This is a genomic window from Paenarthrobacter sp. C1 (assembly GCF_049315185.1).
Taxonomy (GTDB): domain Bacteria; phylum Actinomycetota; class Actinomycetes; order Actinomycetales; family Micrococcaceae; genus Arthrobacter; species Arthrobacter nicotinovorans.
Window position 1 is genome coordinate 1,433,381 of sequence record NZ_CP186052.1, and the last position, 19,490, is coordinate 1,452,870.

19 protein-coding genes are annotated in these 19,490 nt (G+C 64.4%); 6 read left to right on the forward strand and 13 right to left on the reverse strand.

What is annotated here, in order from left to right; translation table 11 throughout:
- Positions 1-3: 3 nt before the first annotated feature.
- Positions 4-798: a metal-dependent hydrolase gene (locus ACNAOU_RS06905; protein ID WP_079581068.1), complete on the forward strand. Its 795-nt coding sequence runs from the start codon at positions 4-6 to the stop codon at positions 796-798.
- Positions 799-877: 79 nt separating this feature from the next.
- On the opposite strand, the gene ACNAOU_RS06910 is transcribed toward ACNAOU_RS06905, so the two are convergent.
- Entirely contained in the window at positions 878-1,105 is a 228-nt protein-coding gene (locus ACNAOU_RS06910; RefSeq protein WP_018777356.1) for a hypothetical protein, read from the reverse strand.
- A 53-nt stretch (positions 1,106-1,158) separates the two neighbouring features.
- A complete protein-coding gene (gene deoC / locus ACNAOU_RS06915) occupies positions 1,159-1,851 on the reverse strand; it encodes a deoxyribose-phosphate aldolase (RefSeq protein ID WP_422758332.1) in 693 nt (230 codons plus the stop codon).
- 216 nt (positions 1,852-2,067) lie between these two features.
- On the opposite strand from deoC, the gene ACNAOU_RS06920 reads away from it, so the two are divergent.
- Positions 2,068-3,621, forward strand: coding sequence for an HNH endonuclease (locus tag ACNAOU_RS06920; RefSeq protein WP_413307484.1), 1,554 nt, complete (start codon positions 2,068-2,070; stop codon positions 3,619-3,621).
- 144 nt (positions 3,622-3,765) lie between these two features.
- Here ACNAOU_RS06920 and ACNAOU_RS06925 read toward each other — a convergent pair whose 3' ends face one another.
- From ACNAOU_RS06925 to ACNAOU_RS06965, 9 genes are all read right to left on the reverse strand, one after another.
- The gene (locus ACNAOU_RS06925; RefSeq protein ID WP_018777359.1) at positions 3,766-4,638 is read right to left on the reverse strand and encodes an FAD-dependent oxidoreductase; all 873 of its coding nucleotides are present in this window, start codon (positions 4,636-4,638) and stop codon (positions 3,766-3,768) included.
- Between the two features lie 160 nt (positions 4,639-4,798).
- Positions 4,799-6,142, reverse strand: a complete 1,344-nt coding sequence (locus tag ACNAOU_RS06930; RefSeq protein ID WP_189075876.1) for a patatin-like phospholipase family protein — start codon at positions 6,140-6,142, stop codon at positions 4,799-4,801.
- Positions 6,139-6,552: a hypothetical protein gene (locus ACNAOU_RS06935; protein ID WP_064721884.1), complete on the reverse strand. Its 414-nt coding sequence runs from the start codon at positions 6,550-6,552 to the stop codon at positions 6,139-6,141. Before ACNAOU_RS06935 ends, ACNAOU_RS06930 begins: the two co-directional genes overlap by 4 nt.
- Positions 6,549-7,031, reverse strand: coding sequence for a hypothetical protein (locus ACNAOU_RS06940; RefSeq protein WP_018777362.1), 483 nt, complete (start codon positions 7,029-7,031; stop codon positions 6,549-6,551). The genes ACNAOU_RS06935 and ACNAOU_RS06940 overlap by 4 nt, the downstream gene beginning before the upstream one ends.
- The gene (locus tag ACNAOU_RS06945; protein ID WP_018777363.1) at positions 7,028-8,005 is read right to left on the reverse strand and encodes an acetoacetate decarboxylase family protein; all 978 of its coding nucleotides are present in this window, start codon (positions 8,003-8,005) and stop codon (positions 7,028-7,030) included. Before ACNAOU_RS06945 ends, ACNAOU_RS06940 begins: the two co-directional genes overlap by 4 nt.
- Entirely contained in the window at positions 8,002-9,057 is a 1,056-nt protein-coding gene (locus tag ACNAOU_RS06950; RefSeq protein WP_422758333.1) for an alpha/beta fold hydrolase, read from the reverse strand. Before ACNAOU_RS06950 ends, ACNAOU_RS06945 begins: the two co-directional genes overlap by 4 nt.
- A complete protein-coding gene (locus tag ACNAOU_RS06955; protein WP_422758334.1) occupies positions 9,054-10,997 on the reverse strand; it encodes a hypothetical protein in 1,944 nt (647 codons plus the stop codon). The genes ACNAOU_RS06950 and ACNAOU_RS06955 overlap by 4 nt, the downstream gene beginning before the upstream one ends.
- On the reverse strand, positions 10,994-13,669 hold the full coding sequence (locus tag ACNAOU_RS06960) for a GMC oxidoreductase (RefSeq protein WP_422758335.1): 2,676 nt from the start codon (positions 13,667-13,669) through the stop codon (positions 10,994-10,996). Before ACNAOU_RS06960 ends, ACNAOU_RS06955 begins: the two co-directional genes overlap by 4 nt.
- A gap of 151 nt (positions 13,670-13,820) precedes the next feature.
- Positions 13,821-14,252: a hypothetical protein gene (locus ACNAOU_RS06965; protein WP_039240369.1), complete on the reverse strand. Its 432-nt coding sequence runs from the start codon at positions 14,250-14,252 to the stop codon at positions 13,821-13,823.
- An 85-nt stretch (positions 14,253-14,337) separates the two neighbouring features.
- On the opposite strand from ACNAOU_RS06965, the gene ACNAOU_RS06970 reads away from it, so the two are divergent.
- Entirely contained in the window at positions 14,338-15,114 is a 777-nt protein-coding gene (locus tag ACNAOU_RS06970) for an SDR family oxidoreductase (protein WP_055974953.1), read from the forward strand.
- A 48-nt stretch (positions 15,115-15,162) separates the two neighbouring features.
- Complete coding sequence (locus ACNAOU_RS06975; protein ID WP_039240371.1) at positions 15,163-15,756, forward strand: dihydrofolate reductase family protein; 594 nt, start codon at positions 15,163-15,165, stop codon at positions 15,754-15,756.
- A gap of 17 nt (positions 15,757-15,773) precedes the next feature.
- On the opposite strand, the gene ACNAOU_RS06980 is transcribed toward ACNAOU_RS06975, so the two are convergent.
- Complete coding sequence (locus tag ACNAOU_RS06980) at positions 15,774-16,214, reverse strand: hypothetical protein (protein WP_039240372.1); 441 nt, start codon at positions 16,212-16,214, stop codon at positions 15,774-15,776.
- A gap of 87 nt (positions 16,215-16,301) precedes the next feature.
- On the opposite strand from ACNAOU_RS06980, the gene ACNAOU_RS06985 reads away from it, so the two are divergent.
- Positions 16,302-16,733 carry a LexA family protein gene (locus ACNAOU_RS06985; protein WP_422758336.1) on the forward strand — a complete coding sequence of 144 codons (432 nt, stop codon included), beginning with the start codon at positions 16,302-16,304 and terminating at the stop codon, positions 16,731-16,733.
- Here the strand turns inward: ACNAOU_RS06985 and ACNAOU_RS06990 are convergent.
- On the reverse strand, positions 16,724-17,740 hold the full coding sequence (locus ACNAOU_RS06990; protein ID WP_055974956.1) for a LacI family DNA-binding transcriptional regulator: 1,017 nt from the start codon (positions 17,738-17,740) through the stop codon (positions 16,724-16,726). The genes ACNAOU_RS06985 and ACNAOU_RS06990 overlap by 10 nt on opposite strands.
- A gap of 137 nt (positions 17,741-17,877) precedes the next feature.
- Here ACNAOU_RS06990 and ACNAOU_RS06995 point away from each other — a divergent pair, with 137 nt between their 5' ends.
- The gene (locus ACNAOU_RS06995) at positions 17,878-19,344 is read left to right on the forward strand and encodes a sugar porter family MFS transporter (protein WP_422758337.1); all 1,467 of its coding nucleotides are present in this window, start codon (positions 17,878-17,880) and stop codon (positions 19,342-19,344) included.
- Positions 19,345-19,490: the final 146 nt, after the last annotated feature.

Sequence of the window (19,490 nt, forward strand, 5' to 3'; positions counted from 1 at the left end):
CGAATGATGGGAGGACACCACGCCGCGTCGGGAGCCGCGGCGTGGATAGCTATTGCCTCAACCGGCCCCTACGCGCTCGGCTGGTACCCGCTGGATGCCACTGGAATCCTGATTGGCGCCATGGCGACGGCGGGAACGGCTTTGGTATGCGACTGGGACCACCGGCACAGCACCATCGCCAACTCGCTGCCGCCACTGTCCAACGTGATTGCCGTGGGCATCGAGAAAGCCAGCGGTGGGCACCGGCAAGGGACGCACTCACTGCTCGGCGCCTCGGCCTTCGTGGTGCTGGCCGCCATGGCGGCGCAATTCCAGATGGTGACGCCGGTGGGAAAACTGTCGGTGGGTGCCGGACTCTTGTGCATGTTCATGATCAACCTGGCCGCCAAGGCGCTGAACCTGTTCCCCAAATCCGGGTGGATCACCAACTGGCTGTTCGCCCTGCTCATGGCCGGCCTGGTGACCTGGTTCGCCCCGGCCCAATGGGGTTGGCTCCCGTTGTCCATGCTTACGGGCGTGGTGGTCCACATTGTGGGGGACATGATCACCGTTGGCGGGGTGCCGCTCTTGTGGCCGATCGTCATCAAACCACCGAAATTTTTGCGGAAATCCGTTGTCAGTGGAATCTGGCGGGCGAACGGGGCTTTCTCCCTGCCGCTGTTGGGCAGGGCGGGGTCACGGCGGGAATGGTTGGTGCTGATTCCTGTGAGCGGCTACGCCATGGTGGGGATGGGGGCCGCTGCCTGGACACTGGCGAAGCTGCACTGGCCCGCGTTCCTTGCCGCGCTGGCGCTTTAAAAGCCAAACGCGGTGTGACTTACGGCCCATGGTCCCCTTCGGGATGGGCCGTAAGTCACACCGCGTTGCTGTTTGAGGTTTAGCTTTCGCCGGCGGAGTCCGACCGGCCGAGAATGGTCTGGGGGATCCAGAAAGCCAGGGCGAAGAGGCCAAGGCACACGGCCATCGGCCACGGGTTGTCCAGGCTCAGGAAGGAGAGCGAGTAGATGGCGCCCAGGAAGAGCACGATCATGACCAGGAACAAGACAATGCTCGTGCCGAGATTGTTCTCTTTTTCAATGGGGGCACTTGTGGTGTTCTTGGACATTCATTCCTCCTCGGCCCCGCAGGGCTCAAAAATCTCTGGCGGTAGCGGAAGCCTTAGTAGGCAGATGAACCCTGTTCACCTTTGACGATGGCAATTCCGGAACTCGCTCCGATACGTGTTGCACCAGCAGCAATCATAGCCTGTGCGTCGGCCAGGGAGCGCACGCCACCGGAGGCCTTGACGCCGAGGCCGGGCCCAACGGTCTTGCGCATCAGGGCAACGTCTTCAACCGTGGCACCACCGCCGTTGAATCCCGTGGACGTTTTGACGAAGTCCGCGCCTGCCTCCGCTGCTGCCTCGCAGGCGATGACCTTCTGCTCGTCATTGAGCATGGATGTTTCAATGATCACCTTAAGGATGGCTTCGCCTGCGTGGACCGTTTCGGCCACAGCTCGGATGTCGTCCACCAACGCGCCCTTGTCATTGGCGCGGGCCGAAGCCATGTTGATCACCATGTCGATTTCGTTGGCACCATCCAGCACCGCACCACGGGCCTCAAAAACCTTGACGTCGGTGGGCGTGGCACCCAGCGGGAACCCGATCACCGAACAGGTCAGGACTCCTGAGCCCTTGAGCGCTTTGGTGACGGTCTTGACCCACACGGGGTTCACGCAGACAGATTTGAACCGGTACTCCACGGCCTCCGCGCACACCTTGAGGATGTCTGACTCGCTGGCCTCGGGCTTCAACAGCGTGTGGTCGATGTAGGAGGCGATGTTTGCAGGGGCGACGGCTTCGTTGCTCATGGGATCCTTCCGTGCAGGGCGTGGCCGGCCCGGTGGCCGCAGGGTTGTCACTGCCCGTCAAAGGACCATCTTGCCACATCCGGCGGGGCTCCCCGCGGCCCCGTGGGGGTCGCTGGTGGGTGGGGCGCGGGGATTTCCGCGGGTGCTGGAGCGGGGTTTTCCACATAGGGGGCTCGGTGTCTTTTGGCTGTTGGTGGTGGCTGGAAGGGTTGCGGTATGGAGTGGATTCGGGAGGGGCGGGAGCCGGTGGAAGGACAGTCGGCGGCGGGGCCGGTTGGTTCTGCTGGGGCGTCGGTGGTTGAGAGTGATCCCGGGCCGGCTGTTCCCGGTTCGGGTGTTGAGGGCCCTGGGTCCCTAAGTGGTGACTTGATTGGGCAGTTGCGGGTGTTGGAGGAGATGAAGTCGGCGATTTGCGGATTGCAGGCCAGGGTTGCGGCGGCGTTTGAGGCAGCCCGGTCTGCTGAGCGGGCCGCTGCCGGGGTGCCGGTGTCCGAACGCGGCGATGATGTGGGAGCCGAGATCGCGTTGGCGCGGCGGGAATCCCCGAACCGGGGAGCGCGGCTTCTGGGGCTGGCGAAGGCGCTGGTGTTCGAGATGCCGCGCACGATGGCGGCCTTGGACTCGGGGATGTTGAATGAGTGGCGGGCGACGTTGTTGGTGAAGGAAACAGCGTGCTTGTCAGTGGAGGACCGGGCTGGGGTAGATGCGGAATTGGCCGCGGATACCGGGACTTTTGAAGGCGTGGGGGATAAGGGCGTGATCGCGGCTGCCAGGGCTGCTGCGTATCAGCGTGATCCGCGCTCGGTTGCCCAGCGTGCGGCCCGTGCAGCCGCGGACCGAACGGTGACTTTGCGACCGGCGCCGGAGACAATGACGGTTTTGACTGCCCTGCTGCCGGCGGCCCAGGGGGTTGCAGCTTACGCGGCGTTGTCTCGTGCCGCGGATTCGGTCCGGGCCCGCGGGGGTGCTGGCTCAGGGGCTGCGGAACGGGGCCGGGGCCAGGTCATGGCAGATACCTTGGTTGAACGTCTCACGGGCAAGGCCGGCGGGATCAGCGGGGTTGAAGTCCAGCTCGTCATGACCGATCGGGCCCTTTTCCAAGGCGATAGTGAACCCGCCCGGTTGCAGGGCTATGGCGTCGTCCCGGCACAATGGGCGCGCGAACTTGCAAACCCGGAGGCGGCGGGGAACACAAGCCCTGACGCTGGACAGGCCGGGATTTCAGGACGCAGAAACGGTGGCATGGGTCGGGCAGGAACGCTTTCCCAAACCCTAGCGCCGGTTCGGGATTCCGAGTACGGACTCTGGCTTCGGCGGCTCTACACCGCCCCGACCTCCGGGGAACTGCTCACCACGGACTCCAAATCCAGGCTGTTCCCGCCGCGGCTCCGGCGTTTCATCGAAACCCGTGACTACACCTGCCGAACCCCTTACTGCGACGCGCCCATCAGGCACATCGATCACGTGGTGCCTTGGCAGCACGGCGGACCTACCACTGTGGACAACGGCGCCGGGCTCTGCGAAGCATGCAACCACACCAAAGAACATCCTGGCTGGACCGCAGCAACCACGGAGGCCGGAACCACCCGGCCCATAACAACCGAGGCCGCAAACACCAGGCCCGGTAACCCCACCCCGGCAGATCCCGGCACGAGGACCCGCCACACCCTCAAACTCCGAACACCCAGCGGGCACAACTACGAATCCAAAGCCCCACCGCTGCCAGGGGGCTCGGACAGAATCAGGTCGACCAAGGATGGCCGGGATTAGTTATCGCTGGCGGCCGTGAGTGAAGTTTCCCAGGTGCCAAGGCCGTGAGTCGCACGCGTCGCGCCTGAAGACTGCTTGCGTAGGAAGTCGTCACCAGCTGTTCCCTGGTTCCCGACACCCGGCGGGAGCTACGGAGTCGGCGAATCACGCAGCCATGGCTGGCTGGGGTTCGCTGCTCACGGCTCCCAGCAGCATGCCGGAAGCGCAGAGCATCGCGGAAGATTCCGCGGACAGGAGCAGGCCCAAGCGAAGGCCGTCGCAGGAAGCGGCATCACCGATCGCCCAGATGCCAGGGACGGACGTGGCGAGGTCGCGCCCCACGGCGATCCCGCCGTCGGACGCGATCCGGAGGCCGGCACTTTCGGCGAGGCCATTGCGTGCGGTGCGTTCCTCGGCCAGGACCACGAGGTCGCCCTTCATGCTGCTGCCGTCCTCAAAGACGATTCCCGTGGGGGACAGGGCTTGCCCGGGGATGGCCGAATCAGCAATAGAGGCAACCACAGCTGTGGGGCGGAGGGTGGTTCGGACGGGACGGACGCCGCGTGCCCGGAGAACCGCTTCGGCCTGGCCCGCTGCTGGACCGTTGCCGACGAGTATTCCCAGCGGACGGCGGCCGACAGAACGGGTGACGTCCTTGACGGCTTCGCCAATGGAGGCGGCATCGTCGATGGTGGAGTAGCTCAGGACCGCCTCGGCACCGTCTACCGGGGGAAGGAGGGGGGCCGAACCCGTGGCGATGACCAGTTGGTCGTAGGCGAACTCCATGCCGTCCACCGTGGTGACTACCTTGGCCTCAGCGTCGATGAAACTGGCGGCCTGGCCGAAGCGCACGGAAACCTGGGGCAGTTCGGCAAGTTCGAGGAGGGCGTCCGGGCAGTCGTCGCGATTGCTGAGCACTGTGATGGTGCCGGCGAAGGGCCGCTGACGGGTGTCGGTCCTGCCAGCCAATCGCCGCACCAGTGCCTGGGCTGCCGGGCCTGCGCCGGCGATGACGATGTGAAGGGAAGTAGAGGACATGGTGGGCCCTTTCGCTGATGACCTGTTTGGTGCTGTTGTTCATCAGCGTAGGATGCCGGTTTTTCGCGGGTGTTTCACCGCTGTTGCCATCTTTGGCGCATTCGTAGCGTGCCGTTTACCCGCCGGTAATAACGTGCATCACATTGAAGCCGGGACGCGGTTAGTATCGGCGCAACAGCTCCCGGAATCCGTTGGCTGTGAAGCGGGCTATTGCTTGTGCCCGCCCGGCCAGGCCGTGTACGCCCACGGGTTCAACAGAAGCCAGGAGGCCGGCCGTATCGATCAGGCTCATAGTGAGATCCACCACCTGTTCGCCCAGGTGGAGCCGGGCGTTCCGGCTGTCTGACCACGCATCTGCTCCGGGATCGTCGTGCAGGGTCCGGATGACGGCCGCATCCCGCCACCCACCGTTCAGCCGCAAACGAAAGCGATAGGCCATGTCATCCCCCACGGTCTCCACATGACCGCCGGCAAGGAAGACGCGCCCCCACGGCGGGTAGTCAAGGTGTCCGCTGAGCTGCGCCAGTCCTTCTCCGGGCTCGGAGGGCGTCACGACGGCGGCCCGGAATGTCAGCGGTTGACCGTCCAGTTCGCCGTGCAGGACATCGATGAAACGGACACCAGGCGACGGCTCGGTCATCGCCGTGCAGAGGGGGTCTTTGGCGAGTCCGGTCGGCGACATCGTCCGCATATATGCCCTGGCGTCGCGGTACCCCATGCCGATCAGTGTGTCGGCGTCGATCCGGCCCAGGTAAAACTCCGGATCCAGCGGCAACGGGTGCTCGGGCCGGATCACATGCAGCACAAACTCGCGCCCCGCTGCGGCGGCAGCTTCGAAGTCGGCCAGGAGGGCACCCATGGCACTCATCTCGATCATGTGAACGTACTGTTCCAGCGGCCCGTCCCCCCAGTACGGCGAGTTGCCGATGCACCAAATCAACCAGATTTCCTCGGCCCCCCGGCGTAAGGCTTCGCCGATGTTGGCATCCCTGACCCACACGGCGTCCGTCCAGATTTTCCCGTCCCGGCGCAGCGGCTTGAGGAAGATGGGCAACGACATTCCGGCCGCCATCAGTTCGGCGTCAATGTGCGCGGCATCGATGGCGTGGCATTGTTTCGAAGTGAACTCCACTACGTTGAAGGAGCCTTCGACAGCGTCCGGCCCGGCCGCGCGGTCACGGATGCTTTTTGCGTTGATGCCGAGGGCCGGGAAGATCTTGCCCAGGATGCCGTCGGCGTCTCCCAGCGCGGGGAGGGACCACGGCCCTTTGACGTAATCAGCAAAGGGCAGGGCGGAGCTGAAGTCTTTGACGTCCACGCCGGACCAGCGGCGGCACATTTCCTCGGCGGGAATTCCGGAGAGCATCATTCCGGCCGTGAGGATGCCGCCGGAGGTGCCATCGATGTGCTGGAATTCCAAACCCTCCTCGGCGAGCGCCTTGACCACGCCTGCCTGCCACGCCACCCGCATCCCTCCGCCGGCAAGGACCAGGGAGCGTTTCACGGTGTTCTTCCTCCGGCCAGCCCAGGGCTGGCTGCAGCGAAGCGGATCCTGCGCCAGTAGACGAACAGGAGTCCCGCCGTCGCGAGGTCAAAGAACGCGACCCAGAGTGCAAGGGGAGAAAATACCCCGTTCAGCACCCCGATGCCCACCGCGCTGAAGGCTCCGGCCTTCTGCAGTCCTGACCAAAGGACTACGTCGGGTGAGGGGGCGCCGCTGAGGAGTGTGTGGAGGAGCAGCCCGCCCACCACCACCATGAACATGCCCACTGTCCCGAACAGTTGGCGGGTCGTAGCAGTGTCCTCGGAGCCCAGCAATTGAAGGATCGGACCGCCGAAGGGCAATTGCGCGGCGCCGGTGAGGACGGTGATGGCGGCAATGACCGCGAGAACGGCACGGAGGGGATCAGTCATGTGAAGGACTCCAGCAGCCGGCCACGGTCAACGAGCAGCCACACCATCGAGGCCCAGGTCAGGGTGGAGACGTAGAAACGGATGTCGTTGAGCATCATCCACCGTTTGAGCAGGGACCGGAGTTCGGTGTCATCTGCGAAGTCGCCGCCGCGGATCCTCACGTTGATGGGGATGATGAGGCCTTGCCCGACAACTGTCAGTGCAATGATTCCTGCCAGGCAGATGATGGCGAAGACGACGCGGATGGTTCCCCATTCGGACCACACCAGGATGCCTCCGGAGATGAACATGACAGGCACCACGACGGTGAAGAACTTCGTGGCGGCGCGGGTGGGGATGCCGAAATGCATGTCCACGTTGTCCCGTGCCAGCGAGTGCCAGGTGGGGTAGAGGAAGAACTTGAGAACCCACATGGTGCCGACATACATGGTGGCGCCGAAGAGAAAGTAGAGGGCGTTGATCAGGAGGAGCCAGTTCACGGTGTGCCGCCGGCATGAGGGTTGGAAACGGCGCCCGGTACCCTGCTGCGGTCCGGGGGCGCGAGCCATTCCTGGCTTTGGCCGAGGTCCGTGACGCTGTCCAGCATGTCGCCCCCTTGAAGGGCCGCTGCTTCCAATGGGGTGGGGGCGGTGAGGAACCAGGCTTCGTAGTGGTCGTCCAGGATGCCGTGGGCCTGGGGCAGCCAGGCTGTGAAGACGGGTTTGGTCTCCACTTGCAGTTCCTTTAGGGGTTCGACGCCGGGAACGTCGCCGAGGATGAGGCGCGCCTTGGCTTGTGCTCCCAGGGCGATGTCTCCGATGGCTTCGAAGTAGATATCGGACTTCCACAGCATGTTCCGGAAGACGCAGTAGTTGGATGCGGCGAGTTTCAGGGGCAGCGCCAGTGGACTTGGTGCGGCGGGCCGCTCTATTTCGATGTAACAGCCCAGCTTCCCGTCTTTCTCGTAGAGCGCTGAGACGGTTGAGTCTGTGACGACGAAGTCGAGGTTGGCCTGGTGCTTGGGCATGCCCCAGATTCCCTTGCCGCCCTTGACCGAAACTTCCGTGCTGACTGGCAGGTCCACCACGAACTGGCCCAGCTTGAACGTCCTCTGGAACAGCAACGGCAGGATGGGCGGCGCCGGCCGGCTGCCATGGGTGATGGCAATGGCCAGGGAGTATTCGATGTACTTGCCGATGTCCGTGGATTTGTAGTTGACCACTGTGACTACCAGCAGCCCTTTGCCGCCCAGGCTGAAGGGGCGCATTTCAGTCCCGGGGAGAACCGCTGCGGCCGCGCGTTTGTTGATGGGAAAGGCTGCCATCAGCACTGGTGAGTCATCGGAATTGACCGGCATCACATATTTGATTCCGTCGGCGAAAGCATGCTGGCCGCGAAGGCGTTCCTGTCTGCGGGGAACCGGTGAGGGCATGAGCTTGAGCAGGGGAGTGACCAGTTGGGTGAGGGTTTTCATGTGTTCGGCTCCTTGGTTCCGTTCAGCTCCTGGAGGATGACGGGGAATGTGTCCCGCCAGGCATGGTCGCCAAAGAAGACATCAAGGTGGCCATATCCGGGGATGAGATGGAGCGAATCTTTGCCGGGACGGTGGTGCTGGAAGAAGTTGTAGGTACGTTGCTGGCTTTCGGGAAGGAAGCAGCGGTTGTCCAGGCCGGCTATGAAGGCGAATCGGGCATCCGTTTGCGGGGCTTCCGCCACAAGGTTGTCGGGGAGTTCGGCGTGGTTGCCGGCAGCCACCATATGCCCGGCCTTGATGCTTCGGCCCATCTCTTCGAAGAAGGTCACGGGCACCTCTGCGAACTCGCCGCTGAGCCACTGGTGGGTGGCGTCGTCGAGGTTTTCGTGGGACCAGAGGGCCGGGCGTCCGCTGCCGTAGGTAAAGCTGACCATTTTGCAAACGGTGTTGTCGCACTCGTGGTGGGTCGCTTTGACCAGGCCGCGGATGACCCGGGTGAAGTAGCCCTGGGATTTGTATCCCCAAGCGGGCGAGAGATACGGGGTGAAGACTTTCACCACCGGCGTGAGGTAGTCGATCTTGAGGCGGGAGAAAGGTGGCACTACGGGATGGAGCGAGACGGCGTTGGAGACGATCGTGTCCACCTGGGGCAGCAGCCCGGCGACGGCGGACATCGTGAACGACGTCGAGCCTTGGCAGTGGATGACGGCCTTCATCGTTTCGGCTCCGGTCGCGTTGAGGACGTGTTCGACGGCGGCAGGGTGGTCGTACGCGGCGGCGTCGGCGAGCGTCCAGGACAGGGGGTCGAGATCGATGGAGGCCCTCCAGTTCAGCATCCACACGTCCCAGCCGTCCTCGAGGAGTACATCGACAATGGTGGTCCTGACCGGTGGCCTGAACAGTTCTGCCCTGACGCCGGATCCGTGGACCAGCAGCACCGGCCCTTTGGTGGTTTCCGCCGGCGAAGTCACGTGGACCAGGCTGAGCGGAGTGTTGTCCCGGGCACGGAACGGGATGACCTCGGTCCGGTGTCCGGCACGGGTGATGATCATGATGCGGGTCCCTCCTGTGCGATGGTGATGGGCTGTTCAAGCAGCCGGACGGCAGGAAGGCCGGCCTCGGGAAGCAGCCGCGCGCCGTCGTCGTTTCCGGTCAGCTGCCAGTCGCGGCAGATGGTGTCCACGGCCAGGGGGTAGACGGTCAATGAGCCGTCCGAGTCCAGGTGGAGGCGGAGGAAGCCTTTGTGGTCCTCGATGGATTGCCCTGACATTTTCCAGGTGGACACCTCCCCGCTTGGGGTAGCCAGGATGTACAGTGCGAAGGCTTCGCTGCCCAGCACCCACCCGCCAACGTGGACCAATGCCAGCGCCAGGAGCACCACCACCACGTCCGGCCAATTGCCGGGCCACGGAACAAGGATGACGACGCCGGCACTCACCGCGAGAGCCGCGAGTTGGAAGAGCGCTCCCCGGGCGAAGACGACAACGCCGGAACTGGCGATACGGAAGGTCCGGGCCGCCAGGGTGGTCACGCCCAGCAGCACGGGGACGACAAGGACCAGCACGGCAAGAAGGAGAACGGTGTTTCCGCGCGTGAGCCCATGGAGCCCGTCCACGAACGATTCACCGCGGAAAGCACTGAACACCGTCCATGCCGTGAGGGCGGCAACCACATGGAGCAGGCCAATGGACAATCCGAAGCCCGGGTTGCGCACCGGTAGCCATGAAGGGGACAAGGGGTTGGCCAGGCGTGGTCCCAGGAGGTGTGAGTCGGACTGGTCAGGATAGATGGTGGAGCTTCTGGTGAAACGGCGTCCCGCTGCCGGGTGGCTCCCGGCGGCGGGCACACTGAACGGGTCTCCCGGGACGGCGTGTGCAGGCAGGAGGAGTTCGTCCGGCAGCCAGTGGGCGTCCGACAGGTACGCCCCACCCAGCCCGCACGTGATGAGCTGTGTCTTCCCTGCATCGGCGCCGGAAGTGTCTTGTTCATAGCGGGAGTAGTGGTGGAGGTCCCCGGTGAGCCAGAGCCGGACGTTGGCCCCTGTGTCCTCGAACAGCTGCGTGGCCGGATTGAAGCGGCGGCGCAGATAGTCCTGCTCAAAGAAGCTCACTTGCTGGAATTCAGTGGTTCCTTTGACCCAGAAGGGGGCGGCTACGCAGAGGATGATCGCGTCTCCAGGCTGCAGCTGGGACGTGACGCTGCGGTAGAAGTATTCCAGTTGTGGTTCGTCGATGTACTGGCCCAGTTGGCTGTCCAGGCCCAGCAGCCACCAGCCCGGAACGCCGTGATGGCCGGGCCGTGGTGGTTGTCCGGTGAGCCGCAGGCCGAAGTAGCTGCGGGTCTGGATGGTCCGCCATCCGCCGATGCTTCGTTGCCGCGTGAAGACCCGGATGAAGGAGGTCAGGCCGTCGTACCAATCGTGGTTTCCGGGGAGGGCGAGCATGATCGGCGCCCGGTTTGGTGGCATGCCGGGAGATGGCGCCTGGTTTCGTGGCAGCGCCATCCGGTACGGCCCGACCATCCGGTCCTTATATCCGGCCGGGGACGCCACGGGGTAGACCTCGTCGCCGCCCAGGACCAGGACGTGGCCCCTCGGGAGGACCAGACCCCCGACGCTGAGGGCATCCTGGGCCAGCAGGGAGGCAACCGTGTACGTGGCATCGAATCCGTCGCCGAGGTCCGCCGCGAAGTCGAGCCACAGTTCGGCGGGTTGATCCGGGCTGCCTGGATCCGGGCCAGCGGGATCCGGCAGGCCGCGCTCGCTGACCACCGGTTGCGCAGGCTGGCCAGCGTCGGGCAGCTTGTCCAGGCTCAGCGGATCGTCCGGGAAGCTGCCCTCCAACTCTCGTTTGTCGCCAAAATCGGCGAAGACGGTGGCGGCCATGACCTTCAGGGCGGTACGCGCCAGCGACATGGGCGAGAGCCAGCGGACCGCGGTCCGTGGAGTGAAACCCAGGACGGCGTGGTGTTGCGCGAGCTCCCGGATCTTCATTGCTTCGGCGTGAATGGAAAGGATATGCGTCGGGGTGTTCGCCCGTAAACCTGCCAGAGTTCGCCCCCGAACAGCTTCCCGAACGTCAGCAGTCCAGCGGCCGGCGCAGCGCCCTCGGCCCGGAAGGTGGTCAGTTGCCGGGCGAAGTCCAAAGGCCGGATGTAGAGGATGCCGGCGCCCACGGTGCCCTCCTGCCGCACCCTTGGGGGTTCAGCAGGGACCTCAGGTGGCGCGTCCCTTTCAGATGGCGGGACATGGCCCCGGGCGATCGTTGCGTAGAGAGTGGTCGTGTCCGGCCAGAGATCGAATCCCGCTTCATTGTGGATGAGCTTGTGACCAGTGAATGTGAACGGCGTACCGCCGGGGTCGCGCAGCCACAACCTGTACAGCATGCGCCTGGCCGGCCCGCCGTCGTCGGAGGTGTCCGCGACGAACAGGTTGAACCATCCACGTTCCACCGGCATCCGGCCGCCGAAATAATCAGCCAGCACATACCCTTCGGCCTTGGCCGGATGCTCAGGATCCGCAGCGAACTGATCGATGTCTTCGGCAGTAATCGTGAGCTCGAACATGATCCGCCGGGACCGGTCCCTGCCCAGGCTGCGCCCCTTCTCCGGATCACTGACTCCTGGACTGAACCACCCATGCATCTGCTCGGTGAACCGAACGGAGGTCGCTTCCTTCCTTGAGCTCCCGGGCATTGCCAGGCCACGGGTGCCGGGCCCCTCCGGACGCTGCGCTGTGCCCGGGGCAACGGCGCTCGCAGGCCGTTCCGGGAGCGCGGACTTGCCCTTGGTGGCGTCGGGGGCCAAAGCGCGCGGAGCCACACTTCCGACGTCGACGACGGCGCCCGCCGCCTCCGGCTGAACGGTCACCGCATCGCTGGGGCTGATGCCCCTGTGGCGGGCTTTGTCACTGGTCTCGACGATGTGGGCGCACGTGCGCTCAGCGAAGGCGGCGATGGTCAGCGAGGGGTTGGCGCCTACCGGTCCGGGCATTGCGGCGCCATCCACCACGAACAGCCCGGGGTAGCCGAAAACTTCACCGTAGGAGTCGCACACTGCCTCGCCCGGGTGCCACCCGGCGGGGGCTCCGCCAATGGGGTGGACGGTGATGACGCGTTTGGCCCACCAGAGCGGGTTGTCGATGAAGTTGCCGTCGAGGTCCTTGGCAATATCCGACATCGTTCGGCGGACACGGTCGAAATACGCGGTGGACGTCGCCATGGTCCAGGCGATGGCGAGGCGTCCGTCGCGCAGTGTCATGACGCCGTCGGGTATGTCGCGCCCCATGCCGAGCAAGGGGACGGAACTGGATGACAGGCGCCCGTCTCCCAAGGCAGCGGCGAGGTCTGCCGAGACGTTGGAGCGGCCGGCGTCGAACAGTCGGTCCTTGAACAACTGACCCGCCACCTTCGCCGTGCGTTTTACAGCGGTCTTCAGCTGGGCCGTCTCGATGAGCCAGTTCATGAAGGCCGGGTACCCGGCGTCCTCCACGTAGTAGCCGCGGCCGTCGCCGCCGTCGTCGTTCCCATCCGGGACCCTGACCGCCGTGGTGATCACCGGCCCCTTGCTCCCGGAGAGTGCCCTGACTCCTGGCCGCGAGCCGTTGCTTGCGGGTGTCTTGGCATCCATGATGAACGTCAGGAGGTCACCGTTGCCGCTGAAGCGGGTGCCCAGGGCGTCGCTGAGCGCGGGCAGGGAGCCGTGGTTGCGCAGCAGGAGGAAGTTGGTGCCGAAGGTGCCCGCTCCCAGGATGAGCCGGCGGCAATGGATGATGCGTTCGGTGAGCAGCCCGCCCCCACGATCCGGTTCGTGGATGACGTAGCGGAGTTCGTAGCCGCCGCCGTCCCGGTCCAGGGGCCGGATGCCGCGGACGTCGTGGAAGGTACGGATATCGGCGCCTTTGAAGGCAGCCGCCGAGAGGTAGTTGTGGTCGAGGGTGTTCTTGGCGCCGGCGTTGCAGCCGATGTCGCATTCGCCGCTGAGCGTGCAGGTGGTCCGCACGGTGTTGGGGCCGTGGATGCTGCCGTAGTGGGGCAGCGGGAGCGCCTGGTTGGTCCGGGGTGCTGCTCCTGGTTCCGCGGCGAAGGTGACCGCAATGGGTGGCCGGGTGATGGACAGTCCCAGGTTTGCTGCCGTCTTTTCCATGGCCACGGTCTTGGCGGTGTCCTGGTAGGGGTAGGGAACGGGTTGAAGCATGGCTTCGGCGGCGTCGTAGTAGGGATCGAGGTCGGCCCGGGTAAACGGCCAATTCTCGTAGCCGCCGCCCGGGATGGGGGATTCGTTGACGAACCACTTCTCGTCCTTGCGCAAGAGCACGTTGGCGTAGATGAGGGAGCCGCCGCCGAGTCCGCTGGATACCAGCCCCTCTGTCCCGCGGAAGGTCCAGGCGTCGAAGAGGCCGTACAGCCCACGGTCTGGGTCCCAGAAGTTCTTGCCCATCTCCGACGGCGTACGGGCGAAACTTCCGGGCGGGTACGGTTTGCCGCGTTCCATGAGCACCACGGACTGTCCGGCTTCGGCGAGCCGCAGGGCTGCCACCGAGCCGCCGAACCCCGATCCGACAACCACCGCGTCCACCTTTTCGATGCGGTCCAGGCTGTGGCGTCGGGGATCATCAGCGGGTTCGGGACCCGCATCCCCACTGTTCCCGGTCCCCAGACGACCCATGGCCGTTCCTCTCAGAGGAGAGCTGACTACATGGCAGCGGCAGAGGATGCCGGGCGTGGCCGGGCGTTGCCTCCGCGGACTATGGGCCTTATGTTCCCACCGGGCAAGGGATCTGTAAATGAGGTGGAGTAATGCTGTTGGTGCACAGGGTTCAATGAATCCGCGAGTAAACCATGTCGAAGTCGTGCTCCAGTGGGCCTCCGGGATAGGTGCCGCGCTCCAGGCGGGCGGTGATGGTGTTGCCGTCCGGGCTGATGTGGCCAACAAAGCGCTGCGGCCAGTCCGGTCCGTCCCTGAAAAGCGTCCAGACATTGTCCCTGAGCGTCATGTCGTAGATGCGGGCAACGCCGCGTGAGTCGAAGTAGTGCTGTTGGAATGCCCGGTCCGAGCCCGTTGCACCGATGACGCTGACTGCGTTGGGGTATTCGGGCCTTGCCACGGTGGAACGCTGGATGAGGAAGCCGCCACCTTCCAGCCATTCAAAAGTGGTCCGTCCCTGTGTTCCGGCACTGGGGATGGTGGTCTCCCACGAACCCACGAGGATGTTCAGTTGCTCAAGCGTGGGTCCTGGTTTCCGTGCCATGGCCGCCTTCTTTCCGCGGTGCTGATTCGTGGGTGCTAAGTGGTCAAGCGTAGAACCCGCCGGGGCCGCGGCATAGGGTCAAGGGATGACGTTGGAAAAAGAAACCAAGGTTGCCGTTGTCACAGGCGTAGGCAGGCGCCGCTCCATCGGGGCAGCACTGGCCAGGGGCCTGGCAGCCGACGGCTGGTCACTTGTCCTGAACCACTGGAAGCCCTACGACGACCGGCTTGGCCTCGAATCGTCACCTGGCGATGCCGCCGCCATAGCCGCCGGGTGCCGCGCGGAGGGTGTCGCCGTCGAACTCGTATCCGGGGACCTCAGCGACCCTGGTGTACCGGCGGCACTCGTTGCAGCGGGACGGAAACTGGGCCCCGTGACCGGGCTGGTGGTCTCGCACTGCGAATCTGTGGACAGCAGTATCCTCACTACTTCGGTGGAAAGCTGGGACCGCCATTTTGCCGTCAATGCCAGGGCCCCATGGCTGCTCATCAAGGCGTTTGCAGAGCAGCTGCCCGCCGTACCTCCCGGCGAAGTGGCCGGCAGGATCGTGGCGTTGACCAGCGACCACACCGTCCATAACCTGCCATATGGTGCGAGCAAGGGTGCCCTGGACCGGATCGTAACGGCGGCCGCCGTCGAACTCGGGGAAAAAGGGGTGCGGGCCAACGTGATCAATCCCGGGCCGATTGACACCGGCTGGATGGACGACGACGTACGCGGCTGGACGACCCGGGCGACCCCGACCGGACGCCTGGGTACACCCACGGACACCGCGAACCTGGTGCGGTTCCTGTTCTCGGACGCGGGTTCCTGGATCAACGGCCAGGTCCTGCACAGCAATGGCGGATTCAACGTCTCCTGAGGCCGGCGTGCTCTGGTGGCCCCGGTGCGCCGATGGCAGGATGGGCGCATGACCCTCGTTACGTGTGACCTCACTGTGTCCCTTGATGGCTTTGTTGCCGGACCTAACCAGAGTATGGAACAACCGCTCGGCGAAGGGGGAGAGAAGCTGCACCGTTGGCAGTTCAAGGAACGGGATACCAACGCCGCCGAGGTCGCCGGGATCCTCGAAGCCGGCGCCTACATCATGGGCCGGAACATGTTCGCTGGACCGGGCGAGCACTTGTGGCCGGAGCAGTGGCGCGGCTGGTGGGGCGAAGAACCCCCGTATCACGCGCCGGTGTTCGTTCTCAGCTCGCACCCGCACGAACCCATGGTGATGGAGGGCGGCACCACTTTCCATTTCGTCAATGACGACATCGGCTCAGTGCTCTCGCGCGCCAAGGAAGCTGCGGGCGGGAAGAACGTTGCCATCGCCGGTGGAGCCTCAACCGCCAGACAATTCCTGTCCGCTGGCCTCATTGACGAGTTGCGGCTCCATATCGCGCCGATCGTCCTGGGCGCAGGTGAGCGTTTGCTGGACGGTGTAGGCGAGCTGAAGCTTGAACCCCTTGAGGTCCGTGGTACCAGCCTGGTCTCGCATCTGCGGTACAAGGTGGGCTGAACCCGTCTCTTCTTGGATCACCCCCGGACCAGGCCGCTGATGATCATCGCAACGCCGGCGAAGGCCGCCACAAACGCCCAGTACTGCATGGGCAGGAAGAACAGGCTGTGCCGGTTGAAGTACCCGCGCCGGGCGGACTCGGCCTCGTATTTCAGTTGCTCATCCGCGAGGGCACGTGCCTCCTCGAAGGATTGAGGAGCGGGAAGGCCGGGGTGCTGGTAGGCGCCGACCTCTACCATTCTGGACAATTCCTGGCTTCTGGCGTTGACCGCTGCCTCGTAGCCCGCTGTGGGCCTGGTGCGGTTGAACCAGTTTCCGAGATACCAGATCCCGGCTGCACCGGCCAGGAAGCCCACACCTACTGCGATCGGATTGCCGTGCGACAAGCCGCCCGCCAAACCACCGCAAATACCGAACACGACGAGGACCAAAATTCCCCAACCACGCCAAATAATCATTTCATTAGACTAATTCATCCACGACGTGAATGTCCGCAGTTCGCTGTACACTCAGTTATCGAACATATATTCGAATAAAGGTGTGTTGTGGGCGTGATAGTCGGCCCCCGCGTGATAGATGCGGGCTTGTCCTTGATGTCGGCGCTGTTGGCTCCCGTGTCTGTGGCCGCGGGGTATCCCTCGCCGGCGCAGGACTACTTCGATGGCCGCATCGACCTCAACGAGCACCTGATCAAGGACGTCACCAGCACGTTCGTCGTCCGGGTGACCGGTCAATCGATGGAGGCCGCCGGTATCAGTGACGGAGACGAACTAATCGTCAACCGGGCGCTGGAACCCAAGGATGGGTCCGTCGTCGTGGCTGTCCTGGATGGTGAGCTGACCATCAAACGCTTGCGCATCACCCCGACGGGCGTGGTGCTGCAGGCGGACAACCCTGCATTCCCGGACATCAGGGTGGCTGCCTTGTCGGAGCTGACTATTTGGGGCGTCGCAACCACGTGCCTGCATCACGTCTGAAGGGGCGGCGGTGCTGTTGAGTTGCGGACCACCAGCTCAGGCGTGAGCCTTTCGTCGGCGATGGGGCCCTCCGGGTTTCCGAGCCGTTCCAGCGCTATCGCGCCCGCCCTTTGGCCCAACACTGCGGCATGGAGGTCCACTGTCGTGAGGTCAATGCCGTGAAGCTTGGCGATCCGCGAATTGTCATAGCCCACCAGCGACAGGTCCTGCGGGATGGACAAACCCAGGGAATAGGCGGCTTCGCGGGCGCCCAGGGCCAGTTGGTCGTTGTGCGTGAAAATCGCCGTCGGGCGCTCGGGTTGTTTGAGGAGGAGCATGGTGGCGCGTTCCCCGGCTTCCTGCGTGAAGTCCTCGGCCGCCAGCGTTTGGGGCTTCAGCCCGGCGTCGCGCATGGTTTGTTGGTAGCTCCGCCTGCGGACGGTGTGTCCGTCGTACACGGGACCCGCCAGGTGGGCGATGCGCCGGTGCCCGAGGGTGAGGAGATGTTCAGTCGCGGCCCTGGCCCCGACGACGTCATCCGAATAGACGCTGTCCACGCCCGGTACCGGCCGTGTGACGCTGACCAGCGGCACGATCTGCGCCAGTTCCTGCACGCGTTCGTCCGGATCCAAGAGCGTGGCGGCGATGATGATCCCGGCCCGGGCCTCTATGAGCGACTCCAGCGCGCCCCGGTCAACACCATCAACCGAGCGGGATACGCTCAGGATGAGCCGGTTGCCGTCCTGCGGGAGGGCCACGCGGACGCCGCTGAGAATGTCGGCATAGACCTCGTTGCGGATATCCATCAGGTAAAGCCCGACGGCGGAGCGGTGCTTGCGTGCCAGGTCGGCGGCTACGGCGTTGGGTCGGTATCCGAGACGCCGGGCGGCTTCGAAAATGGCTTCTTTGGTTTCGGCGCTGACTCCAGGAGCGCCCCGGAAGGCGAAAGACACCAATGTTCGGGAAACGCCTACTTCCCGGGCGACATCACTTTGCGTAGCTGGGCGGAGTGGGCGGTCGGGGGCCATGTCCTCCATCTTCCCACGTCACAGAAAGGGTTAATTCGGGTGTTTGTTAGTTTGACCTTACATTTAAGCCTTTCGCGCGTTAGTCTGTACTCAGAGCGGATGAGTATGACCCGCAACACACTGACAAAGGAGTCCTGATGTCTGCAACGCAAATGCAGCGGGAAGGCGCCCAAGCGGCCGCCCTTCCTCCGCTGACCAACGGCCCGCACAGAAAGCGCCTTGGCCTCGTAGCCCTGGTTGCAACCTTCGGCGGACTGCTGTTCGGCTATGACACTGGTGTCATCAACGGTGCCCTGAGGCCCATGACGGCCGATCTCGGCCTGACGCCCCTGACGGAAGGGATCGTGACCAGCTCCCTGTTGTTCGGTGCGGCAGCCGGAGCCGTGGGAGGTGGCCGCCTGTCCGATTCGTGGGGCCGCCGCAAGTCCATCCTCCTGCTCGCGGTGCTGTTCCTGGCCGGCACCATCGCCTGCGTCTTCGCGCCCAACTTTGAAGTGATGGTGCTCGGACGCGTTGTTCTCGGACTTGCCGTCGGCGGAGCGTCCACCGTGGTGCCTGTCTTCCTTGCCGAACTGGCGCCCTACGAGATCCGGGGCTCGCTGGCCGGCCGGAATGAGCTCATGATCGTTATCGGCCAGCTGGCGGCGTTTGTCGTCAATGCCATCATCGGTAACGTCTGGGGAGAGTTCGGGGGAGTATGGCGCCTCATGCTCGCCGTTGCCGCACTGCCTGCCATCGCGTTGTTCTTCGGCATGCTCCGGATGCCCGAATCGCCGCGCTGGCTGATATCCAAGGGCCGTTGGGAAGAAGCCCTCGTTGTCCTCAAGACGATCCGGTCAGTGGAACGCGCAGAGGCCGAAATGGCCGACGTCAAGCACCTCGCCGACGAAGAGCGGGTGTCGAAGGCGACGTCGTGGGGCGCGCTCAAAGACAAGTGGATCCTTCGCATCATCCTGGTCGGCATCGGCTTGGGTGTGGCCCAGCAGCTGACCGGCATCAACTCGATCATGTACTACGGTCAGTCTGTGCTGGTCGAGGCTGGATTCGACTCCAACGCAGCCCTGATCGCCAACATCGCTCCCGGCGTGATCGCGGTAGTCGGGGGCGTCATTGCCCTGACGTTGATGCAGCGCGTCAACCGCCGCACCACCCTGCTCCTGGGCTTCACCTTGACCACGGCATGCCACTTCCTGATCGGCATCGCCTCCGTCCTCCTTCCCATAGGAAACGAGGCCCGTCCATTCGTGATCCTGTTCCTGGTGGTGGCGTTCGTCGGTTCGATGCAGACCTTCCTGAATATCGCCGTCTGGGTCATGCTGTCGGAGATCTTCCCGCTTCACGTCCGTGGTTTCGCCATCGGCCTGTCGGTATTCTGCCTGTGGATCGCCAACGCGCTGCTGGGCCTGTTCTTCCCGACCCTGGTGGCCGGCGTCGGGATCACCGGAACCTTTTTCCTGTTCGGCGGCGTGGGCATCGCGGCCCTCATCTTCATCTACACCCAGGTCCCTGAGACCCGTGGGCGCACCCTGGAAGCGCTTGAAGAGGACGTCACTACCGGGGCCATCTATCTGGTGCACAAGAAGGACGCCGCCGCCCGCCCGTAGCCGGGCTCATGGTGTGAATCTCATAGCGCGAAATATCCCGCTCTTCGGACTTTTCCGCAGTCCGGAGGGCGGGATGTTTCGTAACGTGCGCAATAAGGCCTGCGCAAACAGCCCCGGCTCCTCGTTGGCTCCGCTGGCCAAAGCTC